The organism is Roseateles violae, from assembly GCF_030410485.1.
Taxonomy (GTDB): domain Bacteria; phylum Pseudomonadota; class Gammaproteobacteria; order Burkholderiales; family Burkholderiaceae_C; genus Roseateles_D; species Roseateles_D violae.
The window spans coordinates 597321-615712 of sequence record NZ_JAUHHC010000002.1 but is presented as its reverse complement, the minus strand read 5'-3'; the positions used below and the strand labels follow the sequence as shown (position 1 = coordinate 615712).

General features: G+C 68.7%; 16 protein-coding genes. 4 read left to right on the top strand and 12 right to left on the bottom strand.

Features of this window, described 5'->3' with window-relative positions:
* Positions 1-17 precede the first annotated feature (17 nt).
* On the bottom strand, positions 18-1973 hold the full coding sequence (gene uvrC, locus QWJ38_RS08340; protein WP_290358590.1) for an excinuclease ABC subunit UvrC: 1956 nt from the start codon (positions 1971-1973) through the stop codon (positions 18-20).
* A 32-nt stretch (positions 1974-2005) separates the two neighbouring features.
* Between uvrC and earP the strand changes: the two genes are divergently transcribed.
* Both earP and efp read left to right on the top strand, forming a co-directional pair.
* Positions 2006-3085, top strand: a complete 1080-nt coding sequence (gene earP / locus QWJ38_RS08335; RefSeq protein ID WP_290358589.1) for an elongation factor P maturation arginine rhamnosyltransferase EarP — start codon at positions 2006-2008, stop codon at positions 3083-3085.
* Between the two features lie 137 nt (positions 3086-3222).
* Complete coding sequence (gene efp / locus QWJ38_RS08330) at positions 3223-3777, top strand: elongation factor P (RefSeq protein ID WP_290358588.1); 555 nt, start codon at positions 3223-3225, stop codon at positions 3775-3777.
* Positions 3778-3881: 104 nt separating this feature from the next.
* Here the strand turns inward: efp and QWJ38_RS08325 are convergent, their stop codons facing one another.
* From QWJ38_RS08325 to QWJ38_RS08285, 9 genes are all read right to left on the bottom strand, one after another.
* Complete coding sequence (locus QWJ38_RS08325; protein WP_290358587.1) at positions 3882-4148, bottom strand: hypothetical protein; 267 nt, start codon at positions 4146-4148, stop codon at positions 3882-3884.
* A gap of 43 nt (positions 4149-4191) precedes the next feature.
* Complete coding sequence (locus tag QWJ38_RS08320) at positions 4192-5034, bottom strand: 2OG-Fe(II) oxygenase (protein WP_290358586.1); 843 nt, start codon at positions 5032-5034, stop codon at positions 4192-4194.
* A gap of 16 nt (positions 5035-5050) precedes the next feature.
* Complete coding sequence (gene yaaA / locus QWJ38_RS08315) at positions 5051-5839, bottom strand: peroxide stress protein YaaA (RefSeq protein ID WP_290358585.1); 789 nt, start codon at positions 5837-5839, stop codon at positions 5051-5053.
* A 106-nt stretch (positions 5840-5945) separates the two neighbouring features.
* A complete protein-coding gene (locus tag QWJ38_RS08310; protein ID WP_290358584.1) occupies positions 5946-7304 on the bottom strand; it encodes a TolC family outer membrane protein in 1359 nt (452 codons plus the stop codon).
* A 78-nt stretch (positions 7305-7382) separates the two neighbouring features.
* The gene (locus QWJ38_RS08305) at positions 7383-7712 is read right to left on the bottom strand and encodes a rhodanese-like domain-containing protein (RefSeq protein ID WP_290358583.1); all 330 of its coding nucleotides are present in this window, start codon (positions 7710-7712) and stop codon (positions 7383-7385) included.
* Positions 7712-8374: a protein-L-isoaspartate O-methyltransferase family protein gene (locus QWJ38_RS08300; RefSeq protein ID WP_290358582.1), complete on the bottom strand. Its 663-nt coding sequence runs from the start codon at positions 8372-8374 to the stop codon at positions 7712-7714. The genes QWJ38_RS08305 and QWJ38_RS08300 overlap by 1 nt, the downstream gene beginning before the upstream one ends.
* A 9-nt stretch (positions 8375-8383) precedes the next feature.
* On the bottom strand, positions 8384-11575 hold the full coding sequence (locus QWJ38_RS08295; RefSeq protein WP_290358581.1) for an efflux RND transporter permease subunit: 3192 nt from the start codon (positions 11573-11575) through the stop codon (positions 8384-8386).
* A 3-nt stretch (positions 11576-11578) separates the two neighbouring features.
* Entirely contained in the window at positions 11579-12700 is a 1122-nt protein-coding gene (locus QWJ38_RS08290; protein WP_290358580.1) for an efflux RND transporter periplasmic adaptor subunit, read from the bottom strand.
* Positions 12701-12706: 6 nt separating this feature from the next.
* Positions 12707-13363 carry a TetR/AcrR family transcriptional regulator gene (locus QWJ38_RS08285; protein WP_290358579.1) on the bottom strand — a complete coding sequence of 219 codons (657 nt, stop codon included), beginning with the start codon at positions 13361-13363 and terminating at the stop codon, positions 12707-12709.
* A gap of 183 nt (positions 13364-13546) precedes the next feature.
* On the opposite strand from QWJ38_RS08285, the gene QWJ38_RS08280 reads away from it, so the two are divergent.
* Positions 13547-14371, top strand: coding sequence for an undecaprenyl-diphosphate phosphatase (locus QWJ38_RS08280; protein WP_290358578.1), 825 nt, complete (start codon positions 13547-13549; stop codon positions 14369-14371).
* Positions 14372-14456: 85 nt separating this feature from the next.
* On the opposite strand, the gene QWJ38_RS08275 is transcribed toward QWJ38_RS08280, so the two are convergent.
* Both QWJ38_RS08275 and QWJ38_RS08270 read right to left on the bottom strand, forming a co-directional pair.
* Positions 14457-16829, bottom strand: a complete 2373-nt coding sequence (locus QWJ38_RS08275) for a bifunctional diguanylate cyclase/phosphodiesterase (RefSeq protein ID WP_290358577.1) — start codon at positions 16827-16829, stop codon at positions 14457-14459.
* Positions 16830-16847: 18 nt separating this feature from the next.
* Complete coding sequence (locus QWJ38_RS08270) at positions 16848-17414, bottom strand: GAF domain-containing protein (protein ID WP_290358576.1); 567 nt, start codon at positions 17412-17414, stop codon at positions 16848-16850.
* 161 nt (positions 17415-17575) lie between these two features.
* On the opposite strand from QWJ38_RS08270, the gene map reads away from it, so the two are divergent.
* Positions 17576-18388 (top strand): type I methionyl aminopeptidase, encoded by an 813-nt coding sequence (gene map / locus QWJ38_RS08265; protein WP_290358575.1) that lies wholly within the window; start codon positions 17576-17578, stop codon positions 18386-18388.
* Positions 18389-18392: the final 4 nt, after the last annotated feature.

Sequence of the window (18392 nt, the reverse complement as noted above, 5' to 3'; positions counted from 1 at the left end):
CGCTCTCGTGTCTCACCTTAGTGCAGCACGCGGTAGATTTCCTCGGCCAGCTCGCGTGAAATCCCCTTCACGCTCGCGATCTCGTCGACGCTGGCAGCCGCCACGCCACGCACGCCGCCGAAACGCTGCAGCAGCTGAGCGCGCTTCTTAGGCCCGATGCCGGCCACATCCTCTAGCCGCGAGCCGCCGGTGCGCACCGAGGCGCGCTTGGCCCGCATGCCGGTGATCGCGAAGCGGTGCGCCTCGTCGCGGATCTGCGCGACCAGCATCAGCGCGGCCGAATCGCGGCCCAGCCACACCTTGGGGCGGCCATCGGCAAACACAAGCTCCTCGAGGCCGACCTTGCGGCCCTCGCCCTTCTCGACGCCGATGATCAGCGACAGATCCAGCCCCAGCTCCTCGAAGACCTCGCGCGCCATCGCCACCTGACCGCGGCCGCCGTCGACCAGCACGATGTCGGGCAGGCGCCCGGTACCCAGTTGCGCCGCCTCGGCCAGCTTGCTGTAGCGCCGGGTCAGCACCTGGCGCATCGCCGCGTAGTCGTCCCCGCCGGTGATGCCCTCGATGTTGTAGCGCCGGTACTGGCTGCTCTGCATCTGGTGGTTCTCGAACACGACGCAGGAGGCCATCGTCGCCTCGCCGGCCGTGTGGCTGATGTCGAAGCATTCGATGCGGAACTGGTCGATCTCCTCGACGCCAAGCTCCAGCGCGTCCAGCAGCGCCCGCGTGCGCGCCTGCTGCGAGCCCTGCTCGGACAGCAGCCGCGCCAGCGCCAGCTCGGCCCCCTTGCAGCACATCTCCAGCCAGATGCGGCGCTGGCCGCGCGGCTGCGCCTGCGTCGTCACCTTGTGGCCGGCCTGCTGGCCCAGCGCCTCGGCCAGGCCCTCGTCAACGTCCTCGCTGACGACGATGAGCCCGGGCACCTGGGCCTCCAGGTAATGCTGGGCCATGAAGGCCTCCAGCACCTGGCGCTCCGGGCTGGCACGGTCGGCGAGCGCCTCGCCCTCCTCCGCATCGTCGAGCGCGACCGCGGTCGCCTCCTCGACATGCTTGGGGAAGTAGGCCCGATCGCCCAGGTGCCGGCCGCCGCGCACCATGGCCAGATTGACGCAGGCGCGCCCGCCCTGCACCTTGACGGCCAGGATGTCGACGTCGCGGTCGCGGCCGGTGGCGCTGTTCTCGTCCACCGCCTGCTGCTGCAGCACGCGCGTCAGCGCGCCGATCTGGTTGCGCACCTCGGCCGCCCGCTCGAACTGCAAGGCATCGGCATAGGCCATCATCTGCGCCTGCAGGCCGTCCATCACCTCCTGCGTCTCGCCCAGCAGGAAGCGCTCGGCATTGCGCACGTCGCGCGCATAGTCGGGCCCCTGCCCCTCGGGCACGCAGGGGCCGGAGCAGCGGCGGATCTGGTACAGCAGGCAGGGCCGGCTGCGGTGGTTGAAGACGGTGTCCTCGCAGCTGCGCAGGCGAAACACCTTCTGGATCAGCTGGATCGATTCCTTGACCGCCCAGGCATTCGGGAACGGGCCGAAATAGCGGTGCCGGCGCTCAACCGCGCCGCGGTAGTAGCTGACGCGCGGATAGGCATGGGCGCTGAGCTTCAGATAGGGATAGCTCTTGTCGTCGCGGAACAGGATGTTGAACTTAGGGTTCAAGGCCTTGATCAGGTTGTTCTCGAGCAGCAGCGCCTCGGCCTCGGTGCGCACGACGGTGGTCTCCAGCCGCGCGATCGCCGCGACCATCAGGCCGATGCGCGTGCCGCCATGGTCCTTCTGGAAATAGCTGCAGACGCGCTTCTTGAGGTTCTTCGCCTTGCCGACATAGAGCACCTGGTCCTGCGCATCGAAATAGCGGTAGACGCCGGGCAGGCTGGGCAGCGCCAGCACCTCGGCGAGCAGGCGATCCCGCGCCGCGGTGGCCGAGACCTGCTGCGCCGCCTCCGCGGGTTCGATATGCGTTTCATTGCTCGACATGGGCCGCGATTGTGCCGCCAGATAATCGCCCCATGCGTTTGCAATGGGATCTGTTCTGCCGCGTGATCGACAACTTCGGCGACGTCGGCGTGGCCTGGCGACTGGCCGCCGACCTGGCCGGCCGCGGCCAGCGGGTGCGGCTGTGGATCGACGACGCCTCGGCGCTGGCCTGGATGGCGCCCGGCGGCGCGCCGGACGGGGTCGAGGTGCTGCGCTGGGAGGCGGCCAGCGAGCCCGGCGTGCAGGTCGGCGACATCGTCATCGAGACCTTCGGCTGCGAATTGCCGGCCGCCTTTGTCGCGCGCATGGCGGAACGCGGCTCGCAGGGCCTGCCGGCGCCGCACTGGCTGAATCTGGAATACCTGAGCGCCGAGCCCTATGTCGAGCGCAGCCACGGCCTGGCCTCGCCGCAGTACAGCGGCCCGGGCCGCGGCCTGGACAAGCATTTCTTCTACCCCGGCTTCAGCGCCCGCACCGGCGGCCTGCTGCGCGAGCCGGGCCTGCTGGCCGAGCGCGAGCGCTTCGACGGTGCGGCCTGGCTGGCTGCGCGCGGGCTGGCGCGCCAGCGCGGCGAGCGCGTGGTCAGCCTGTTTGCCTATGCGAATCCGCAACTGCCGGCACTGCTGGACCTGCTGGCCGCCGATCCGGCCCAGCCCACCCTGTTGCTGGTCTGCCCGGGCAGCGCGCAGCAGCAGCTGGCGCTGCAGGCGCCGCGGCCTCATTTGCGCTGGCAGGCCCTGCCCTATCTGAGCCAGCCCGATTACGACCGGCTGCTCTGGGCCAGCGATCTGAATTTCGTCCGCGGCGAGGATTCCTTCGTGCGCGCGCAATGGGCCGGCCAGCCCTTTGTCTGGCAGATTTATCCGCAGGAGGACGGCGCCCACGCGCCGAAGCTGGGGGCCTTTCTGGATCTGTTTCTGGCCGCTGCCGGGCCGGCGCTGGCGGCGGCGACCCGCGCGCTCTGGCGCGGCTGGAACGGCCTGGCCGACTGGCCGGCGGCGCTGCCGGAGATGGCCGAAAGCCGCGCACAGGCCCTGCTTTGGCGTGCGCATTTGGCGGCCCAGCCCGACTTGGCCAGCCAATTGCTGTCGCGCTTCGGCGTTTCAGGCTAAAATATTGGGCTTTGCCGCGCCACAGGGGACCGTTTTAAGGATTCGGGGCGCGCGCCGGGCCGCAAATGTCAGCCGGAAATGCCGGAGACGGCCCCAAACCCTTCGCCGAAACCTCCCCGTTCAAACTCGGAATCCATATGAAGATCGCTCAAGAAATTCGCGCCGGCAATGTGATCATGCACGGCAAGGACCCCATGGTCGTGCTGAAGACCGAATACAGCCGCGGTGGCCGCAATGCAGCGACCGTGCGCATGAAGCTGAAGAGCCTGCTGAACAACTCCGGCACCGAAGTCGTCTTCAAGGCCGACGACAAGATGGACCAGATCATCCTGGAGAAGAAGGAGTGCACCTACTCCTACTTCGCCGACCCGATGTACGCCTTCATGGACGCGGAGTACAACCAGTTCGAGGTCGAGGCCGAGAACATGGGCGACGCGATCTCCTACCTGGAAGACGCGATGCCGGTGGAAGTGGTGTTCTACGAAGGCAAGGCCATCTCGGTCGAACTGCCGACCTCGCTGGTGCGCGAAGTGACCTGGACCGAGCCGGCCGTCAAGGGCGACACCTCGGGCAAGGTGCTGAAGCCGGCCAAGATCTCGACCGGTTTCGAGATCCCGGTGCCGATCTTTGTTGCCCAGGGCGACAAGATCGAAATCGACACCCGCACGCACGAGTACCGCAAGCGCGTCTGATCGACGGGCTCGACTCGAGCAAGCGCACAAAAGGCACCCCCGGGTGCCTTTTTCCTTTTGGCCTTTGCTTGCCGCTTTGGCCGGTCAGCTGCGCCGGCCGTCGCTCAGTGCGGCTTGGGCGCCGCGTGCCTGGCCTTGGGGCTCTTGGCCTTGCTGCTCTTGGCGGCCGGCTTGGCGCTGGGCTTCTTGCCGGCGGTCTTCTTGCTCTTCTTCGCCGTTGTACCGCTGCTCTTCTTGCCGGCGTGCTTCTTGGCCGTGGCCGCATGCGGCGCGGCGGCGCTGGCGCTGGCCGACGGCGTGGGCGCCTTGGCGAAGGCAGAGCCGGCCAGCAGCAGCGAGGCGGCCAGGGCGAGGATGGCTTTTCTGTTCATCTGAGGGTTCCGAGCTTCGATGCCGGCGGATTCTAGGGCCGCTTCAGACGAAGACGCCCTCGCGCAGCCATTTGGTTGCGACCCATTTCTCGCCCTCGCGCACCGGCGCGCCGCCGTGCAGGGTCAGGGTCATCGGCTGCGGCCGGTCGTAGCTGAAGAAGACCGCATTGCCCTTGACGGGCATCACGTCCAGCCGGATGTCCGGAAAGACCGTCGCGCCGCCCGCGGTCGGCGTGTTCAGGTACATCACCAGCGTCGCCACGCGCTGGCCGCCGCGCTTGAGAATGGCCGCCGAGCTCGCGTGATTGGGGTCGAAGTAATCGTAATGCGGCAGGTATTCGGCGCCAGGCCGGTAGCGCAGCACCTGCAGGCCCTCGCCGTTCTCGACCGGCCAGTCCAGCAGCTTGGCGATACGCGCCTCGACCTTGCGGATCAGCTCGGTCTCGCCGCGCTCGAAGAACATGCCGTCGCTGGTGCGCGCGGCATTGATCTCGCTGCCGTCGGCATGCGTGGCCACCGTTTCCGAGCGCGCCAGGCGCTTGGCGGACAGGGCCATCATCGCCTCGCACTCCTCGTCGCTGAGCAGTCCGCCGAAGACGACGACGCGCGGGTGCTGCAGGCTCAGCAGCACCTTGACCTCGCGGTCGCCGGCCTGCAGCAGCGGCTGGCCACCGCTCAGGTCCGGCCCCGGCAGGCGGCTGGCGACCGGGTCTTCCACCGGTTGCGCATCGGGCCGCAGCAGTTCGTCCAGCGCCTGGCGGGCGACGGCGGCGTCCCAGCCGCTGCTGATCATCGCCGCCAGCACCTGCTCCTGCCCATGGCCGGCGCCAAGCTGCTCGAGCAGCCATTGCCGCAGTTCGGGGGTGATCTGTTGTCGTTGAATCATCGCGGCACCTTGGGCTTCAGCTATCGGGCAGACGGCGGCGAAACAGCAGACGCTCGGGCGTCGACAGCGCGGGCTCGTAAGCGTAGCCCTCCCTGTCGAAGCGCTGCAAGCCGGCCGGCGTGTCGATGCGGTGTTCGATGCAATAGCGTGCCATCAAACCGCGTGCGCGCTTGGCAAAGAAGCTGATGATCTTGTACTGACCGTTCTTCCAGTCCTCGAACTGGCATTCGATCACCCGCGGCCGCAGGATCTTGCGCTCGGCCGCCTTGAAGTATTCCTGCGAGGCCAGGTTGACGATCACCGGCACCGGATCGGCGGCGGCCAGCTGGTTCAGATGCTTGGCCAGGCGATCGCCCCAGAAGCCGTAGAGAGTGGCGCCGGCCGGGTTCTCCAGCCGCGTGCCCATCTCGAGCCGGTAGGGCCGCACCAGGTCCAGCGGCCGCAGGACGCCGTACAGGCCCGACAGGATGGCCAGATGGCGCTGCGCCCATTGCAGATCGTCCACGCCCAGGCTGCCCGCATCCAGCCCGCCATAGACGTCGCCGTCGAAGGCCAGCACGGCCGGCTTGCTGGCGGGCGCCTCGAAGCTGGGGCGCCAGTCCTTGTAGCGGGCGACGTTCAGCTCGGACAGCGCCGGCGACAGGCTCATCAGCTCGCCGATCTCGGCCGCGCTCTTCTTGCGCAGCAGCCTGATCAGCGCGCTGGATTGGGTGGTGAATTGCGGCTGGGTGGCCAGCGCCGCGACCTCGGGCGGCACCGGCGTCTCGTAGTCAAGCGATTTGGCGGGCGAGAGCAGATAGAGCATGCGCGAATTCTCGCTGGAGCGGATCGGGGCGCGCTGCGCCCTCTCAAAGCGAAACCCGCCAGGGGCGGGTTCGGGGATCGACGGGCCGGCCGCGGCCGGCGGAATTTCAGCGCACCAGCAGCTGGTTGACCGTGTTGATCGCGCCGGGATCGAGGATGCCGGCCGCCTGGCGCAGGCGCAGCGCGCCGACCAGCACGTCGTAGCGCACCTTGGCCAGGTCACGCTGCGTCGTGTACAGCAGGGTCTGCGCATTCAGCACGTCCAGATTGACGCGCACGCCGACCTTGTAGCCGAGCTGGGTCGATTCCAGCGCCAGCTTGCTGGAGGCCTCGGCCGCTTCCAGCGCCTTCTCCTGCGCCTGCAGCGATTGCACGCTGTAGAAGATCCGGCGCGTGCCCTCGGTGATGCCGCGGCGCACGAAGTCGAGGTCGTTGCGGGCCTTTTCCTCCAGCGCCAGGGTTTCCTTGACGCGGTTCTGCACCAGGCCGCCGGTGTACAGCGGGTAGTTGATCTGCAGGCCCAGGGTCGCGACCTGGGTCGTGCCCGGCAGCGACTGCGCCGGGCCGCTGCCGACGTGGTAGCGCTGGGCGCCCAGCGTGCCGGTCGCGTCGACGGTGACGCCGCCCTGGGCACGCGCCTTCTCGGTCTCCAGCTGCGCGACCTCCAGACCCAGCCGCGCCTTGTTGATCTGCGGATGGCGCTCGGCATAGGCGACCCAGGTGTCGGCCTCGCTGGCCAGCGGCACCGGCAGCACGACCGGCAGCGCCAGCGGCTTCGGCTCGACGCCGACGCGGCCGACCAGCTGGTCCAGCGCGACGCGCTTGACGCGCAGATCGTTCTCGGCGCCGATGTCCTGGGCGGTCGCCAGGTCGTAGCGGGCCTGCGCCTCGCGGGCGTCGGTGATGGTCGCCGTGCCGACCTCGAAATTGCGCTTGGCCGAGGCCAGCTGCTCGCCGATCGCGGCCTTGCTGGCGCGCAAGGTCGTCAGATTGTCCTGCGCGGCCAGCACATCGAAATAGGCGGTCGCCGTGCGCACAATCAGGTCCTGCTCGGCCGACTGCAGATCGGCCTCGGCGACGCCCAGGCCGCGCCTGGCCTGCTCGATCGTCGCCGTGTTGGCGCGGTTGTAGACCGACATGCGGCCGCTCAGGCCGGCCTGCAGCGTGTCCGAGGTGGTGGGCGCCGGCACGCTGCCGGGCAGATCGGTGCGGTTCAAGGTGCCCGAGGCGCCCAGGCCCACGCTGGGCTTGTTCAGCGCTTCGGCTTGGCCGAGCCGGTACTGGGCCGTCTCGGCCTGCGCGCGCGCAGCCAGATAGGTGGCGTCATAGGCCCGCGCGGCCTCGTACACCTCCTGCAGGCTTTGCGCATGGGCGATGCCGCTGCCCGCCGCAGCGAAGGCCGAGGCCAGCGCGATGCTGATCACTTTCAGGGGACGGCGCGGATGCGAGGGACGTTGGGCGGGCATGGGCTTCCTTGTCTTTTCAACTGGGTTGTCTGACTTATTGCTTGAATCGAATTTCAGCGGATCGTCGTCGTCAATCAATCAATATCTGGGCACCGATGCGTCGACCTCCAGCGACCAGGCGTCGATGCCACCGGCGAGGTTATAGACGGATTCGAAGCCCTGGCGCTGCAGAAATGCGACGACTTGCAGACTTCGCATGCCGTGGTGGCAATAAACGACGACAGGCTGCAGCGGGTCCAGCTCGTCCAGCCGCCCGGCCAGCTCGCCCATGGGCAGCAGCCTGGCGGCGACGCCATCGAGGCGGATCGAGGCCAACTGCGCCTCCCAGGGCTCGCGCACGTCCAGCAGCAGCGGCGCCTGTGCGCCCTCGCAGAGCCGCCGCAGCTCGGCCGCGCCGATCTGCCTCATCAGAAGGCGAAGCGGCTGTGCGCGGCGAAGCCCGACAGGCGCGGCGCAACGGTGTCGAACAGGACGCGGGTCTCGAACTGCTGCTCGCCCTTGCGGGTGATCAGCTGCGCGCGCATCACCGGCTCCTCGCCGACGATGGCCGCCAGCCGGCCGCCGATCTTCAGCTGCTGCAGCAGCGCCTCGGGCACGGCCTCGACCGAGCCGGACAGCAGGATTGCATCGAAGGGCGCCTCGGCCGCCAGGCCCTGGGCGCCGTCCTGCTGACGCACCGTCACATTGGTCAGGCCGGCGCGCTTGAGCTTGTCGGCGGCCTGCGCGGCCAGTTCGGCATCCAGCTCCAGCGTGTCCACATGCTGGGCCTTGTGGCCCAGGAGCGCGGCCATGAAACCCGAGCCGGTGCCGATCTCCAGCACCTTCTCGTGGCGGGCGATGTTCAGCTCCTGCAGCAGGCGCGCCTCGACGCGCGGCGCCAGCATGACCTGACCCGCTGCCACATTGCCCAGCGGCACCTCGGTGTCCATGAAGGCCAGCGCGCGCTGCGCGGCCGGCACGAAATCCTCGCGGCGCACGACGGCCAGCAGCGCCAGCACGCCCGCGTCCAGCACATCCCAGGGGCGGATCTGCTGTTCGATCATATTGAAGCGGGCTTGTTCGATATTCATCTCGATTTCCTAGTCGGCCTGAGCTGCCGGGTCATGCAAAGGCGGAATTCTATTTCCAGTCCAACGGCGTTTGGCCCAGGTCCCTAGATCGTCCAGATAGCAATAGATGACCGGCACGACGACCAGGGTCAGCAGCGAGGAGGTGATCACGCCGCCGATCACCGCCTGGCCCATCGGCGCGCGCTGTTCCGAGCCCTCGGACAGCGCAAAGGCAAGCGGCACCATGCCGAACACCATCGCCAGGGTCGTCATCAGGATGGGCCGCAGCCGCACCTGGGCCGCGTGCAAGAGCGCCGCACGGCGGTCCATAGGCTCGGCATCGACGCCATGGCCATGCTCGCCCTCACGCGAGCGGATCGCGAAGTCGATCAAGAGGATCGCGTTCTTGGTCACCAGGCCCATCAGCATCACGATGCCGATGATGGAGAACATGTTCAGCGTCGAGCGGAACATCAGCAAGGCCAAGACGACGCCGATCAGGGTCAGCGGCAGCGAGCTCATCAGCGCCAGCGGCTGCAGAAAACTCTTGAACTGGCTGGCCAGGATCATGTAGATGAAGACGATGGCCAGCATCAGCGCGCCGACCGCGTACTGGAACGATTCGTTCATGTTCTTGGTCGAGCCGCCGAAGCTGTAGCGGTAGCCGGGCGGGAAGGCGGTCTCGTCGAGCGCCTTCTTGATGTCGCTGGAGACCTCGCCCGAGCTGCGGCCGGATCTCGCATCGGCATTGCCGTCGATCGTGATCTCGCGGCTCATGTCGCGGCGGTTGATCTGGTTGGGCCCGGTGGCGGCGCGCACCTCGGCCACCTGGGACAGGCGCACGACGCGGGCCGAGCCGTCGGCGGCCGGCGCGACATTGATCGGCAGATGCTGCAGATCGTCCAGCGCCGTCCGGTTCTCGCGCGCCAGGCGCACGACCACGTCGTAGTTCTCGCCGTCCGGCGCGCGCCAGTTGCCCACCGTCGTGCCGGCCAAGAGCGTGCGCAGGCTGCCGGCCAGGGCATTGACGTTGAGCCCCGCATCGGCGGCCGCATCGCGCTTGACCTCGACCGACACGGTGGGCTTGTCGGGTTTGAGCGTGCTGTCCAGATCGACCAGGCCGGGGATCCGGCGCAGCCGCGCCATCACGTCCCTGGACAGGCGCTCGAGCTCGGCAAGATCCGGCCCCTGGATCGAGAACTGCAGGCTCTTGCCGCCGCCCAGATCGGTCTGGCCGATATTGGTGACGGTGATGCCCGGGATGCGCGCCAGCTGCTGGCGGATCGGCTCGGCCAGCTGCTCGACGCTGCGCGACCGGTCCTTGCGGTCGAGCAGGCGCACATAGATCGCGCCATAGATCTTGCCGGCGGCAAAGCCGCTGTTGATCGTCGTCACCGTGTAGCGCACCTCGGGCAGCTCGCGCAGCATCTGGTCGATCTGCTTCGCGCGCGCCTCGGTCAGCTCCAGCGCCGAGCCGACCGGCGTGTAGAAATTGATCTGCGTCTCGGACAGGTCGGCCTTGGGCACGAACTCCTTGCCGACCGTGCCCACCATCACGCAGCTCGCCAGAAAGGTCGAGCCGGCGATGGCCAGCGTCGCGCCCTTGTGGTCCAGCGACCAGCCGAGGATCTTCTGATAAGCGGCCGACAGCCATTCGGTGAAGTCGTCGAACAGGCCGGTGACGCGGCCCAGGGTCCTGTCATACAGCGTCAGCGGTGGCCCGCGGTGCACGCCATGCGCCTGCGGGTCGTGCCAGACGCTGGACAGCATCGGGTCGAGCGTGAAGCTGACGAACATCGAGATCAGCACCGCCGCGACGATGGTGATGCCGAACTCGTGGAAGAACTTGCCGACGATGCCGCCCATGAAGCCGATCGGCAGGAAGACGGCAACGATGGAGAAGGTCGTCGCCAGCACCGCCAGGCCGATCTCGGCCGTGCCGTCCAGTGCGGCCGTCTTCGGGTCCGCCCCCATCTGCACATGGCGCACGATGTTCTCCCGCACGACGATCGCGTCGTCGATCAACAGGCCCACGCACAGGCTCAGCGCCATCATCGTGATGTTGTTGATCGTGAAGCCGAAGATGTACATGAACAGAAAGGTGCCGATCAGCGCGATCGGCAGGGTCAGCCCGGTGATGATGGTCGAGCGCCAGCTGTTCAGGAACAGGAAAACGATCAGCACCGTCAGCGCCGCGCCCTCGAACAGGGTGCGCGTCACATTGGCCACCGAGACGCGCACGGCGCGCGAGTTGTCGCGGTTGACCTCGGTCTTGATGCCCGGCGGCGTCACCGCCCTGGCCTCCTTGAGCGCCGCCATCAGGCCGTCGACGACGGCGATGGTGTTCTCGCCCTGGCTCTTCTGCACGCTCAAAAGAACCGTGCGCTGGCCGTTGTAGAGCGCCAGGCTTTCCACCTCCTGCGGCCCGTCGACGACATCGGCCACCTGCCAGAGCTTGACCGGCGTGCCCATCCGTCGCGTGACGACGATGTCGCGGAAGTCCTGCGGGGCCTTGAGGCGCGCATTGATCTGCACGACCCGCTCCTGCTCCAGCGAGCGGATATTGCCCATCGGCAGTTCCTGGTTCTCGCTCTTCACCGCCGCCAGCACCTGGTCGACCGTGATGCCCAGCGCCTCCATCGCCTGTGGCCGCAGCTGGATCTGCACCTGGCGCTGCAGGCCGCCGACGACCGAGACCGAGCCGACGCCGCGCACGTTCTCCAGGCGCTTCTGCAGCACCTGGGTGGCCCAGGTGGTCAGCTCCTGCGTACTCTTCTTTCCGTCTTCCGAGAGCACCGCGACGTTGAAGATCGGCGTGCTCTGCGGGTCGAAGCGCGAGATGCGCGGCTCCTTGACCTCCTCGCGCAGCAGCGGGCGGATCAGCCCGACCTTTTCGCGCACGTCCTCGGCCGCCTTGCGGCCGTCGACGTCGAGATTGAACTCGATGATGACGACCGAGGTCCCCTCATAGGAGCGCGAGGTCAGTGCATTGATGCCAGCGACCGTGTTGACGGCCTCCTCGACCTTCTTGCTGACCTCGCTCTCGACGATCTCGGGCGAGGCGCCCGGATAGTCCATCTGCACGACGACGGTCGGCAGGTCGATATTGGGGAACTGGTCGACCGACAGGCGCTGATAGCTGAACAGGCCCAGCACGACAAAGGCCAGCATGACCATCACGGCCATCACCGGGTTCTGGATCGAGACGCGGGTGAACCACATGGCTTAACGGGCCGTCGCCAGGGTCACGGGCGTGCCGTCGGCGACCTGGCCGGCGGTGCCGGACAGCAGCTTTGCGCCTTCGGCGATGCCGCCGCGGATCTCGACGACCGGCTGGCCGCCGGCCTCGCCGCCCTGCCCCAGCTCGACGCTGACTGCCCGCGCCTTGCCGTCGACGATCTGCAGCACATAGGGCTTGGCCTTCTCGACCCGCACGGCCGTCCGTGGTGCGACCAGGGCCTCGTGCTCGTCGAGTAGCAGGCGGCCGCGCGCAAACATGCCATGGCGCAGGCCGGGCTTGCCATCGACCTTCAGATAGGCCAGGACCGCGCGCGAGCCGGTCTGGGCCGCCGGGTTGATGCGGACGACGACCGCGTCGACCGGCTCGGCGAGCCCCTCGACCTGCAGCCGAGCCTTCGCGCCTATGGTCAGCCGCGCCGCGTACTCGGGCGCGACCGCCGCCTCCAGCTCGAGCCGGGAGATGTCCACGATCTCGACAATGCGGCCGTCCACCGGCACCCGCTCGCCCGGCTGGGCCAGGCGCTGCGAGACCTGGCCCGAGATCGGCGCGATCAGCTTCGCGTCGCGCAGCGATTTGCGCGCCAGCTCGGCCGCGGCCTGGGCGGCCAGCAGATTGGCGCGGGCACCGGCCTCGCTGGCGGCGGCCGTGTCCAGGGCGGTGGCCGAGATAAAGCCCTGGCCGACCAGGGCGCGGTTGTTCTCCAGGGTGCGGCGGGCGATGTCCAGCTGCGCCTGGTTGGCCGCGGCCAGCTGCTCGGCCTGGCGCAGCCGCCAGTCGAGCTCGGTCGTGTCCAGCTGGCCCAGCGACTGGCCGGCACGCACGCTGTCGCCCTCGCGCACCGACAGGCTGGCCAGCTCGGAGGCGACCTTGGCCTTGATGACGGCCGTGTCGACCGCGCGCAGGCTGCCCGAGATGTCCAGGCTGGTCGAGAAGCGCTGGCGGCGCAGGCTCAGCACATCGATATCGGCCAGCGCCAGGCCGGCGACCGGCTCGGCCGCCGCGGCGGCCGCCGTCTGCGCCTGGCGGGCGGCCAGGTTGCGGGCCACGAAAACGCCCAGCACCGCAACGGCGGCCAGGGGCAGGACGATCTTCAACCAGCGTTTCATCGGGGCTCAGCTTTCTTTCTTCTTGGTAGGCACCGGTGCGGCCAGCATGCCGTGCAGCAGCAGATCCAGTTGGGCGGCCAGCACGGCCGGCGCGTCGATCGCCGGCCCGTTGGCCAGGCCGCAGACGCCGAAGGAATGCTCGGCCAGGGTCAGGTGCAGCATCGGGCCGATCAGCACATGGACGGTCTCGGCCACCGGCAACGGCCGGAATTCGCCGCTGGCGATGCCGCGCTCGATCAGGCCGCCCAGCAGGCGGTGCGTCGGCACGATCACCTCGTCCAGATAGAACTCGGCCAGCTCGGGGAAGTTGCGCGCCTCGGCCAGCATGATCTTGGTGATGCCGCCGGCCGGCCCCTGGCCGACCCGGCTCCACCATTCGTTCATCACCCGGCGCAAGAGCTCGGCCGTGCTGCCCTGGTGCTGGGCCACGATGTCGGCGCCCTCGGCGATGTGGACCGAGAGATTGGCCCGCACGACCGCCTTGAACAGCTCTTCCTTGCTCGGGTAGTACAGGTACAGCGTGCCCTTGGAAACGCCGGCGCGCGCGGCCACCTGCTCGGCGCGGGTGGCGGCAAAGCCGTTGGCGACGAACAGTTCCAGGGCGGCGTCCAGCAGTTCCTGCGGACGGGCCTCCTTGCGGCGCTGGCGGGGGGCGGTGCTCAAGTGGAAGACCGGGAAGGCTGTACTGACTAGTCGGTCAGTAATGTAAGCGGCGGCTCGCGCGAGGGTCAAGGCGAGCCCTGGTAAACGCCAGGTAAAGGGCGGCGGCCGGGCGGGCGCCGGGCGGGGGGCCCTCCGGCGGCGCGGGTATCATCGCGCCCGTTCAAAAACCGCAGAGGAGCGCGCGTGGACGCGATGTTGTTGATCAAGGCCGCCATCATGGGCATCGTCGAGGGCCTGACCGAGTTCCTGCCGATCTCCTCGACCGGCCACCTGATCCTGGCCGGCTCCCTGCTCGGCTTCGACGACGACAAGAGCAAGGTCTTCGATATCGCGATCCAGACCGGCGCGATCCTCGCCGTCATCATCGTCTACTGGCAGCGCCTGCGCGAGGTCGCCGCGGGACTCGGCCACAGCGACAAGGCGCGCCGCTTCGTGCTCAATGTGGCGATCGGCTTCCTGCCGGCCGTCGTGCTGGGCCTGCTGTTCGGCAAGGCGATCAAGGCCCATCTGTTCACGCCGACCATCGTCGCGACGACCTTCATCGTCGGCGGCCTGGTGATCCTGTGGGCCGAGCGGCGGCCGGCCAGCGCGGTGCGCATCCATGCGGTCGACGACATGAGCCCGCTGGACGCGCTCAAGGTCGGCCTGGTGCAATGCCTGGCCATGGTGCCGGGCACCAGCCGCTCGGGCGCCACCATCATCGGCGGCATGTTCCTGGGCCTGTCGCGCCAGGCGGCGGTCGATTTCTCCTTCTTCCTGGGCATCCCGACGCTGGTCGGCGCCGGCCTGTACAGCCTCTACAAGGAACGCGCGCTGCTCAGCAGCGCCGACATCCCGCTGTTCGCGGTGGGCCTGCTGTTCTCCTTCCTCAGCGCCTGGATCTGCGTGCGCTGGCTCTTGCGCTACATCTCCAGCCACAGCTTCGTGCCCTTCGCCTGGTACCGGATCGCCTTCGGCCTGGTCGTGCTGGCCACCGCCTGGAGCGGCCTGGTCGTCTGGGCCGAGTGAGGACCGAGCAAGGTCCCTGCGGACCTTGCGACGCCTCACGAGGGCCGAGGTGCATGCTTGCGACCCGGCCGAATGAGGACCGAGTTCAACCCGCAGCTCGCAGCCCCGCCCCCTCCAGCAGCGCCGCGAACTCCGCCGCCTCCAGCGGCCGGTGGAAGAAATCGCCCTGCGCGACGCTGCAGCCCAGGCTGCAGAGCGCCTGCAGCTGGCGTAAATCCTCGACGCCCTCGGCCACCACGGTCAGGCCCAGCGTGCGGGCCAGGCTCAGGATCGCGCTGGCGATCGCCTGGTCGTCGCCATCGTCGGCAATGCCGTGCACGAAGCTGCGATCGATCTTCAACTCGCTGATCGGCATGCGCTTCAGATAGGACAGCGAGGAATAGCCGGTGCCGAAGTCGTCGATGCTGATGCTGAAACCCTGGGCGCTCAGCTCGCCCAGCACCTTCAGACCGGCCGCGCCGCGCTCGATCAGCGAACCCTCGGTCAGCTCGATGATCAGGCAGTCGGGTCCCAGGCCCTGCTGCTGCAGCTGCGCATGCAGCCAGCCGGCGAAACCGCCGCTCAGCAGCTGCCGCGGTGAGACATTGATGGCGATCGGCGGCACCGGCAGCCCGGCCGCGCGCCAGCGCAGCAGGTCGCCGATCACCCGGCCCAGCACCAGCTCGCCGATGCCGGCGATGACGCCGGAGCGCTCGGCCAGCGGGATGAACTCCGCGGGCGCGATCGGCCCCAGCGTCGGATCGTGCCAGCGCACCAGCGCCTCGGCGCCGACCAGGCTGCGGTCGGCGGTGCGGACCTTGGGCTGGTAGGCGACCGTCAGCTGCTGCTGCAGGATCGCCCGGCGCAGCTGGGTCAGCAGCACCAGATCGCGCTGCAGCGCCTGCTTGATGTCCTTGGCGAAATACTGGAACTGGTTGCGGCCCAGCTCCTTGGCGCGGTACATGGCGGCATCGGCGGCGCGCAGCAGGCCGGTCGCATCCTCGCCGTCGCCGGGATACTGGCTGATGCCAATGCTGGCGCTGACGAAGAGCTCATGTCCGCGGCAGTACAGCGGCTCGCTCAGCGCGGCAACGATGCGCTCGCAGACGGCGCTGACCTGCAGCGCATCGATGTTCTCCATCAGCGCGGCGAACTCGTCACCGCCCAGCCGGGCGATCGTGTCGTTGTCGCGCAGGCAGCCGAACAGGCGCAGGCTCACCGCGATCAGCAAGGCGTCGCCGACCTCATGGCCCAGCGTGTCGTTGATCGTCTTGAAGTTGTCCAGGTCGATGAACAGCACCGCCAGCACATGGCGCTCGCGCTGCGCCTGGGCTATCGCCCGCTCCAGCCGCTTCAGCAGCTGGGCGCGGTTCGGCAGGCCGGTCAGGTCGTCGCGATGCGCCATGCGGCGCAGATGCTGTTCGACGCGCATGCGCTGGATCTCGGTGCTGGCGCGCCCGGCCAGCAGCTCCATCAGCTCGCGCGCGAGGCGGCTGTCCGGCAGCCGGCGCTTGCCCAGCATGGCCAGCACGCCGATCGCCTGGCCGCGCAGGTCGAACAGCGGCACGCCCAGATAGCTGTCGGCCGCCAGCCGCCGCAGCAGCGCCGCGCGTGGATGGCGCTGGGCCAGACCCTCGGCGACGACCAGACTCTGGCCGGCCAGCACCTCCGCGCAGGGCATGTCGGCCAGCGCATAGCTGCTTTCCTCCAGCCAGCGGCCGCCGCTGTAGCAGGCCAGCATCCGCGCCTGCTTGGGCGAAGCGGGCTCGACCAGGGCGACGAAGGCATGCTCGCCGCCAAACAGGCGCGCCAGCTGCTCGACCAGCTGGTGGAAATAGGCCTCGCCATAGCTGCCCGCGCCGCCGACGGCCAGCTCGCGCAGCACCTCCTCCAGCCGCCGGCTCTGTTCCAGCTCGCGCGCCAGCCGGGCATTGACCTGCTGCAGCTCGGCCGTGCGTTCCTGGATCAGCGTCTCCAGTGAGGCCTTGCGCCGGTCGACCGCGCGGACGAAGTACAGGGCGCGGAAATCGCTCTCGATCAGGCGCTTCATCTGCCACAGCAGCGCCCGCATCGCCTCCGGGTAGTCGGCCGCCCCGCGGCTCAGCACGCACAGGGTGCCGTAGCTCGACTTGTCCGGCCATTGCAGCGGCACGCCCAGATAGGCGCGCAGCTGCCGGTTCGCCGCCAGGCGCGGCCGCCACTGCGCGTCCTGCTCGGCATCGTGCACGGCCAGCGCGCCCGGGCCGGCCAGCACGCTGGCGCAATAGGCGTCCGCGCCGAGGATGGCATCGGGCTCGGCCGCGAAGGGATTGCCGGACCCGGCGCTGGCGACCTGGACCCGCAGCAGCCGGTCCGGATCGACGCGGTTGATCAGCGCGGCCTCGGCCCCGTAGAGCTCGGCCAGCATGTCGACCAGCTTCTGCCACTTGGCCAGGTAGAGATGGGGAATGTGCCGGATCGCGGGGGCATCGAAGTCCATGGCAGCGGTCGGCCCCGCTCAATGCCGCTGCGAGGACGGCGGCGGCGCCGCCGTTGTTTCCGCGCTCAGCGAGCGGACCCGGGCCTTGAAGTCCTGCAGCCGCTGCTCGTCCCGCGTCTCGCGCTCGCTGCCGCAGATGGCGCGGAAATCCGCCTCGATCAGGTCCTTGAGCCCCAGCAGCAGTTGCAGCGAGGGCGGCCGGAAGTCGCGCGACTTGCGGTCCAGCATGCAGACGGTGCCGAAGATGGTGTCGTCCGGCCAGACCAGGGGCACGCCCAGATAGCTGATCATGTTCAGGCGGATGTCGGGGTTGTGGTCCCAGGCCGGATCGAGCAGCGCATCGGGAACCAGCAGGGCCTCGCGCGTGGCCATCACCGTCTCGCAGTACAGGCCGGTGCCCAGGTCGGCCTTTTCGTGTTCCTCGTAGGGGTTGTCGTCGCCGAGGCTGGAGATCAGCACCTCGATCTGCTCCGGCCAGACGCGCATCACCAGCGCGGCCGGCACCCGCGCGGCCGCCGCCACCAGGTCGGCCGACTGCTGCCAGCGCTCCATATAGCCCTGCGGCACGTCTTTATTCTCGTACATCGGCGGCTCCCGGCGATCCCGGTCCGCGTCCTTCGCAGCCGGCCGCATCGCCCAGTGGCGCAAGCATGCACCCTTCGGGGCGCGACCGCCAGCCCGCTCGCCGCAGCGCCCGGCCGGTCGGCCCGGAGCACCGGCCCGGCCATGGCCCTAAAATCAAGGACATGACGATCACGATCAAAACCGGCGCCGATATCGACGGCATGCGCATCGCCGGGCGCCTGGCCTCCGAAGTGCTGGACATGCTGACCCCGCATGTAAAGCCCGGCATCAGCACCGAGCAGTTGGACAAGCTGGCGCACGATCACATCGTCAACGTTCAGAACGCGATTCCGGCGCCGCTGAACTACACGCCGCCGGGCTACACGCCCTATCCGAAGTCGATCTGCACCTCGATCAACCACCAGGTCTGCCATGGCATCCCGAACGACCGGCCGCTGAAGAACGGCGACATCGTCAATATCGATGTCACCGTCATCAAGGACGGCTGGCATGGCGACACCAGCCGCATGTTCATCGTCGGCGAGGGCTCGATCGCGGCCAAGCGCCTGTGCGCCTTCACCTACGACGCCATGTGGAAGGGCATCGCCAAGGTCAAGCCGGGCGCCCGCCTGGGCGATATCGGCCATGCGATCCAGACCTTTGCCGAGAACGCCGGCTTCTCCATCGTGCGCGAGTTCTGCGGCCACGGCATCGGCCGCGTCTTCCACGAGGAGCCCCAGGTGCTGCACTACGGCCGCCCCGGCACGCTGGAGGAGCTCAAGCCCGGCATGATGTTCACGATCGAGCCGATGATCAACGCCGGCCGGCGCGAGATCCGCGAGACCGGCGACGGCTGGACCATCGTCACCAAGGACCGCTCGCTGTCGGCCCAGTGGGAGCACACGATCCTGGTCACCGAGACCGGCTACGAGGTGATGACCTTGTCGGCCGGCAGCCCGCCGCCGCCCGCCTTCATCACCGCCGCCGCGACCTGAGGTC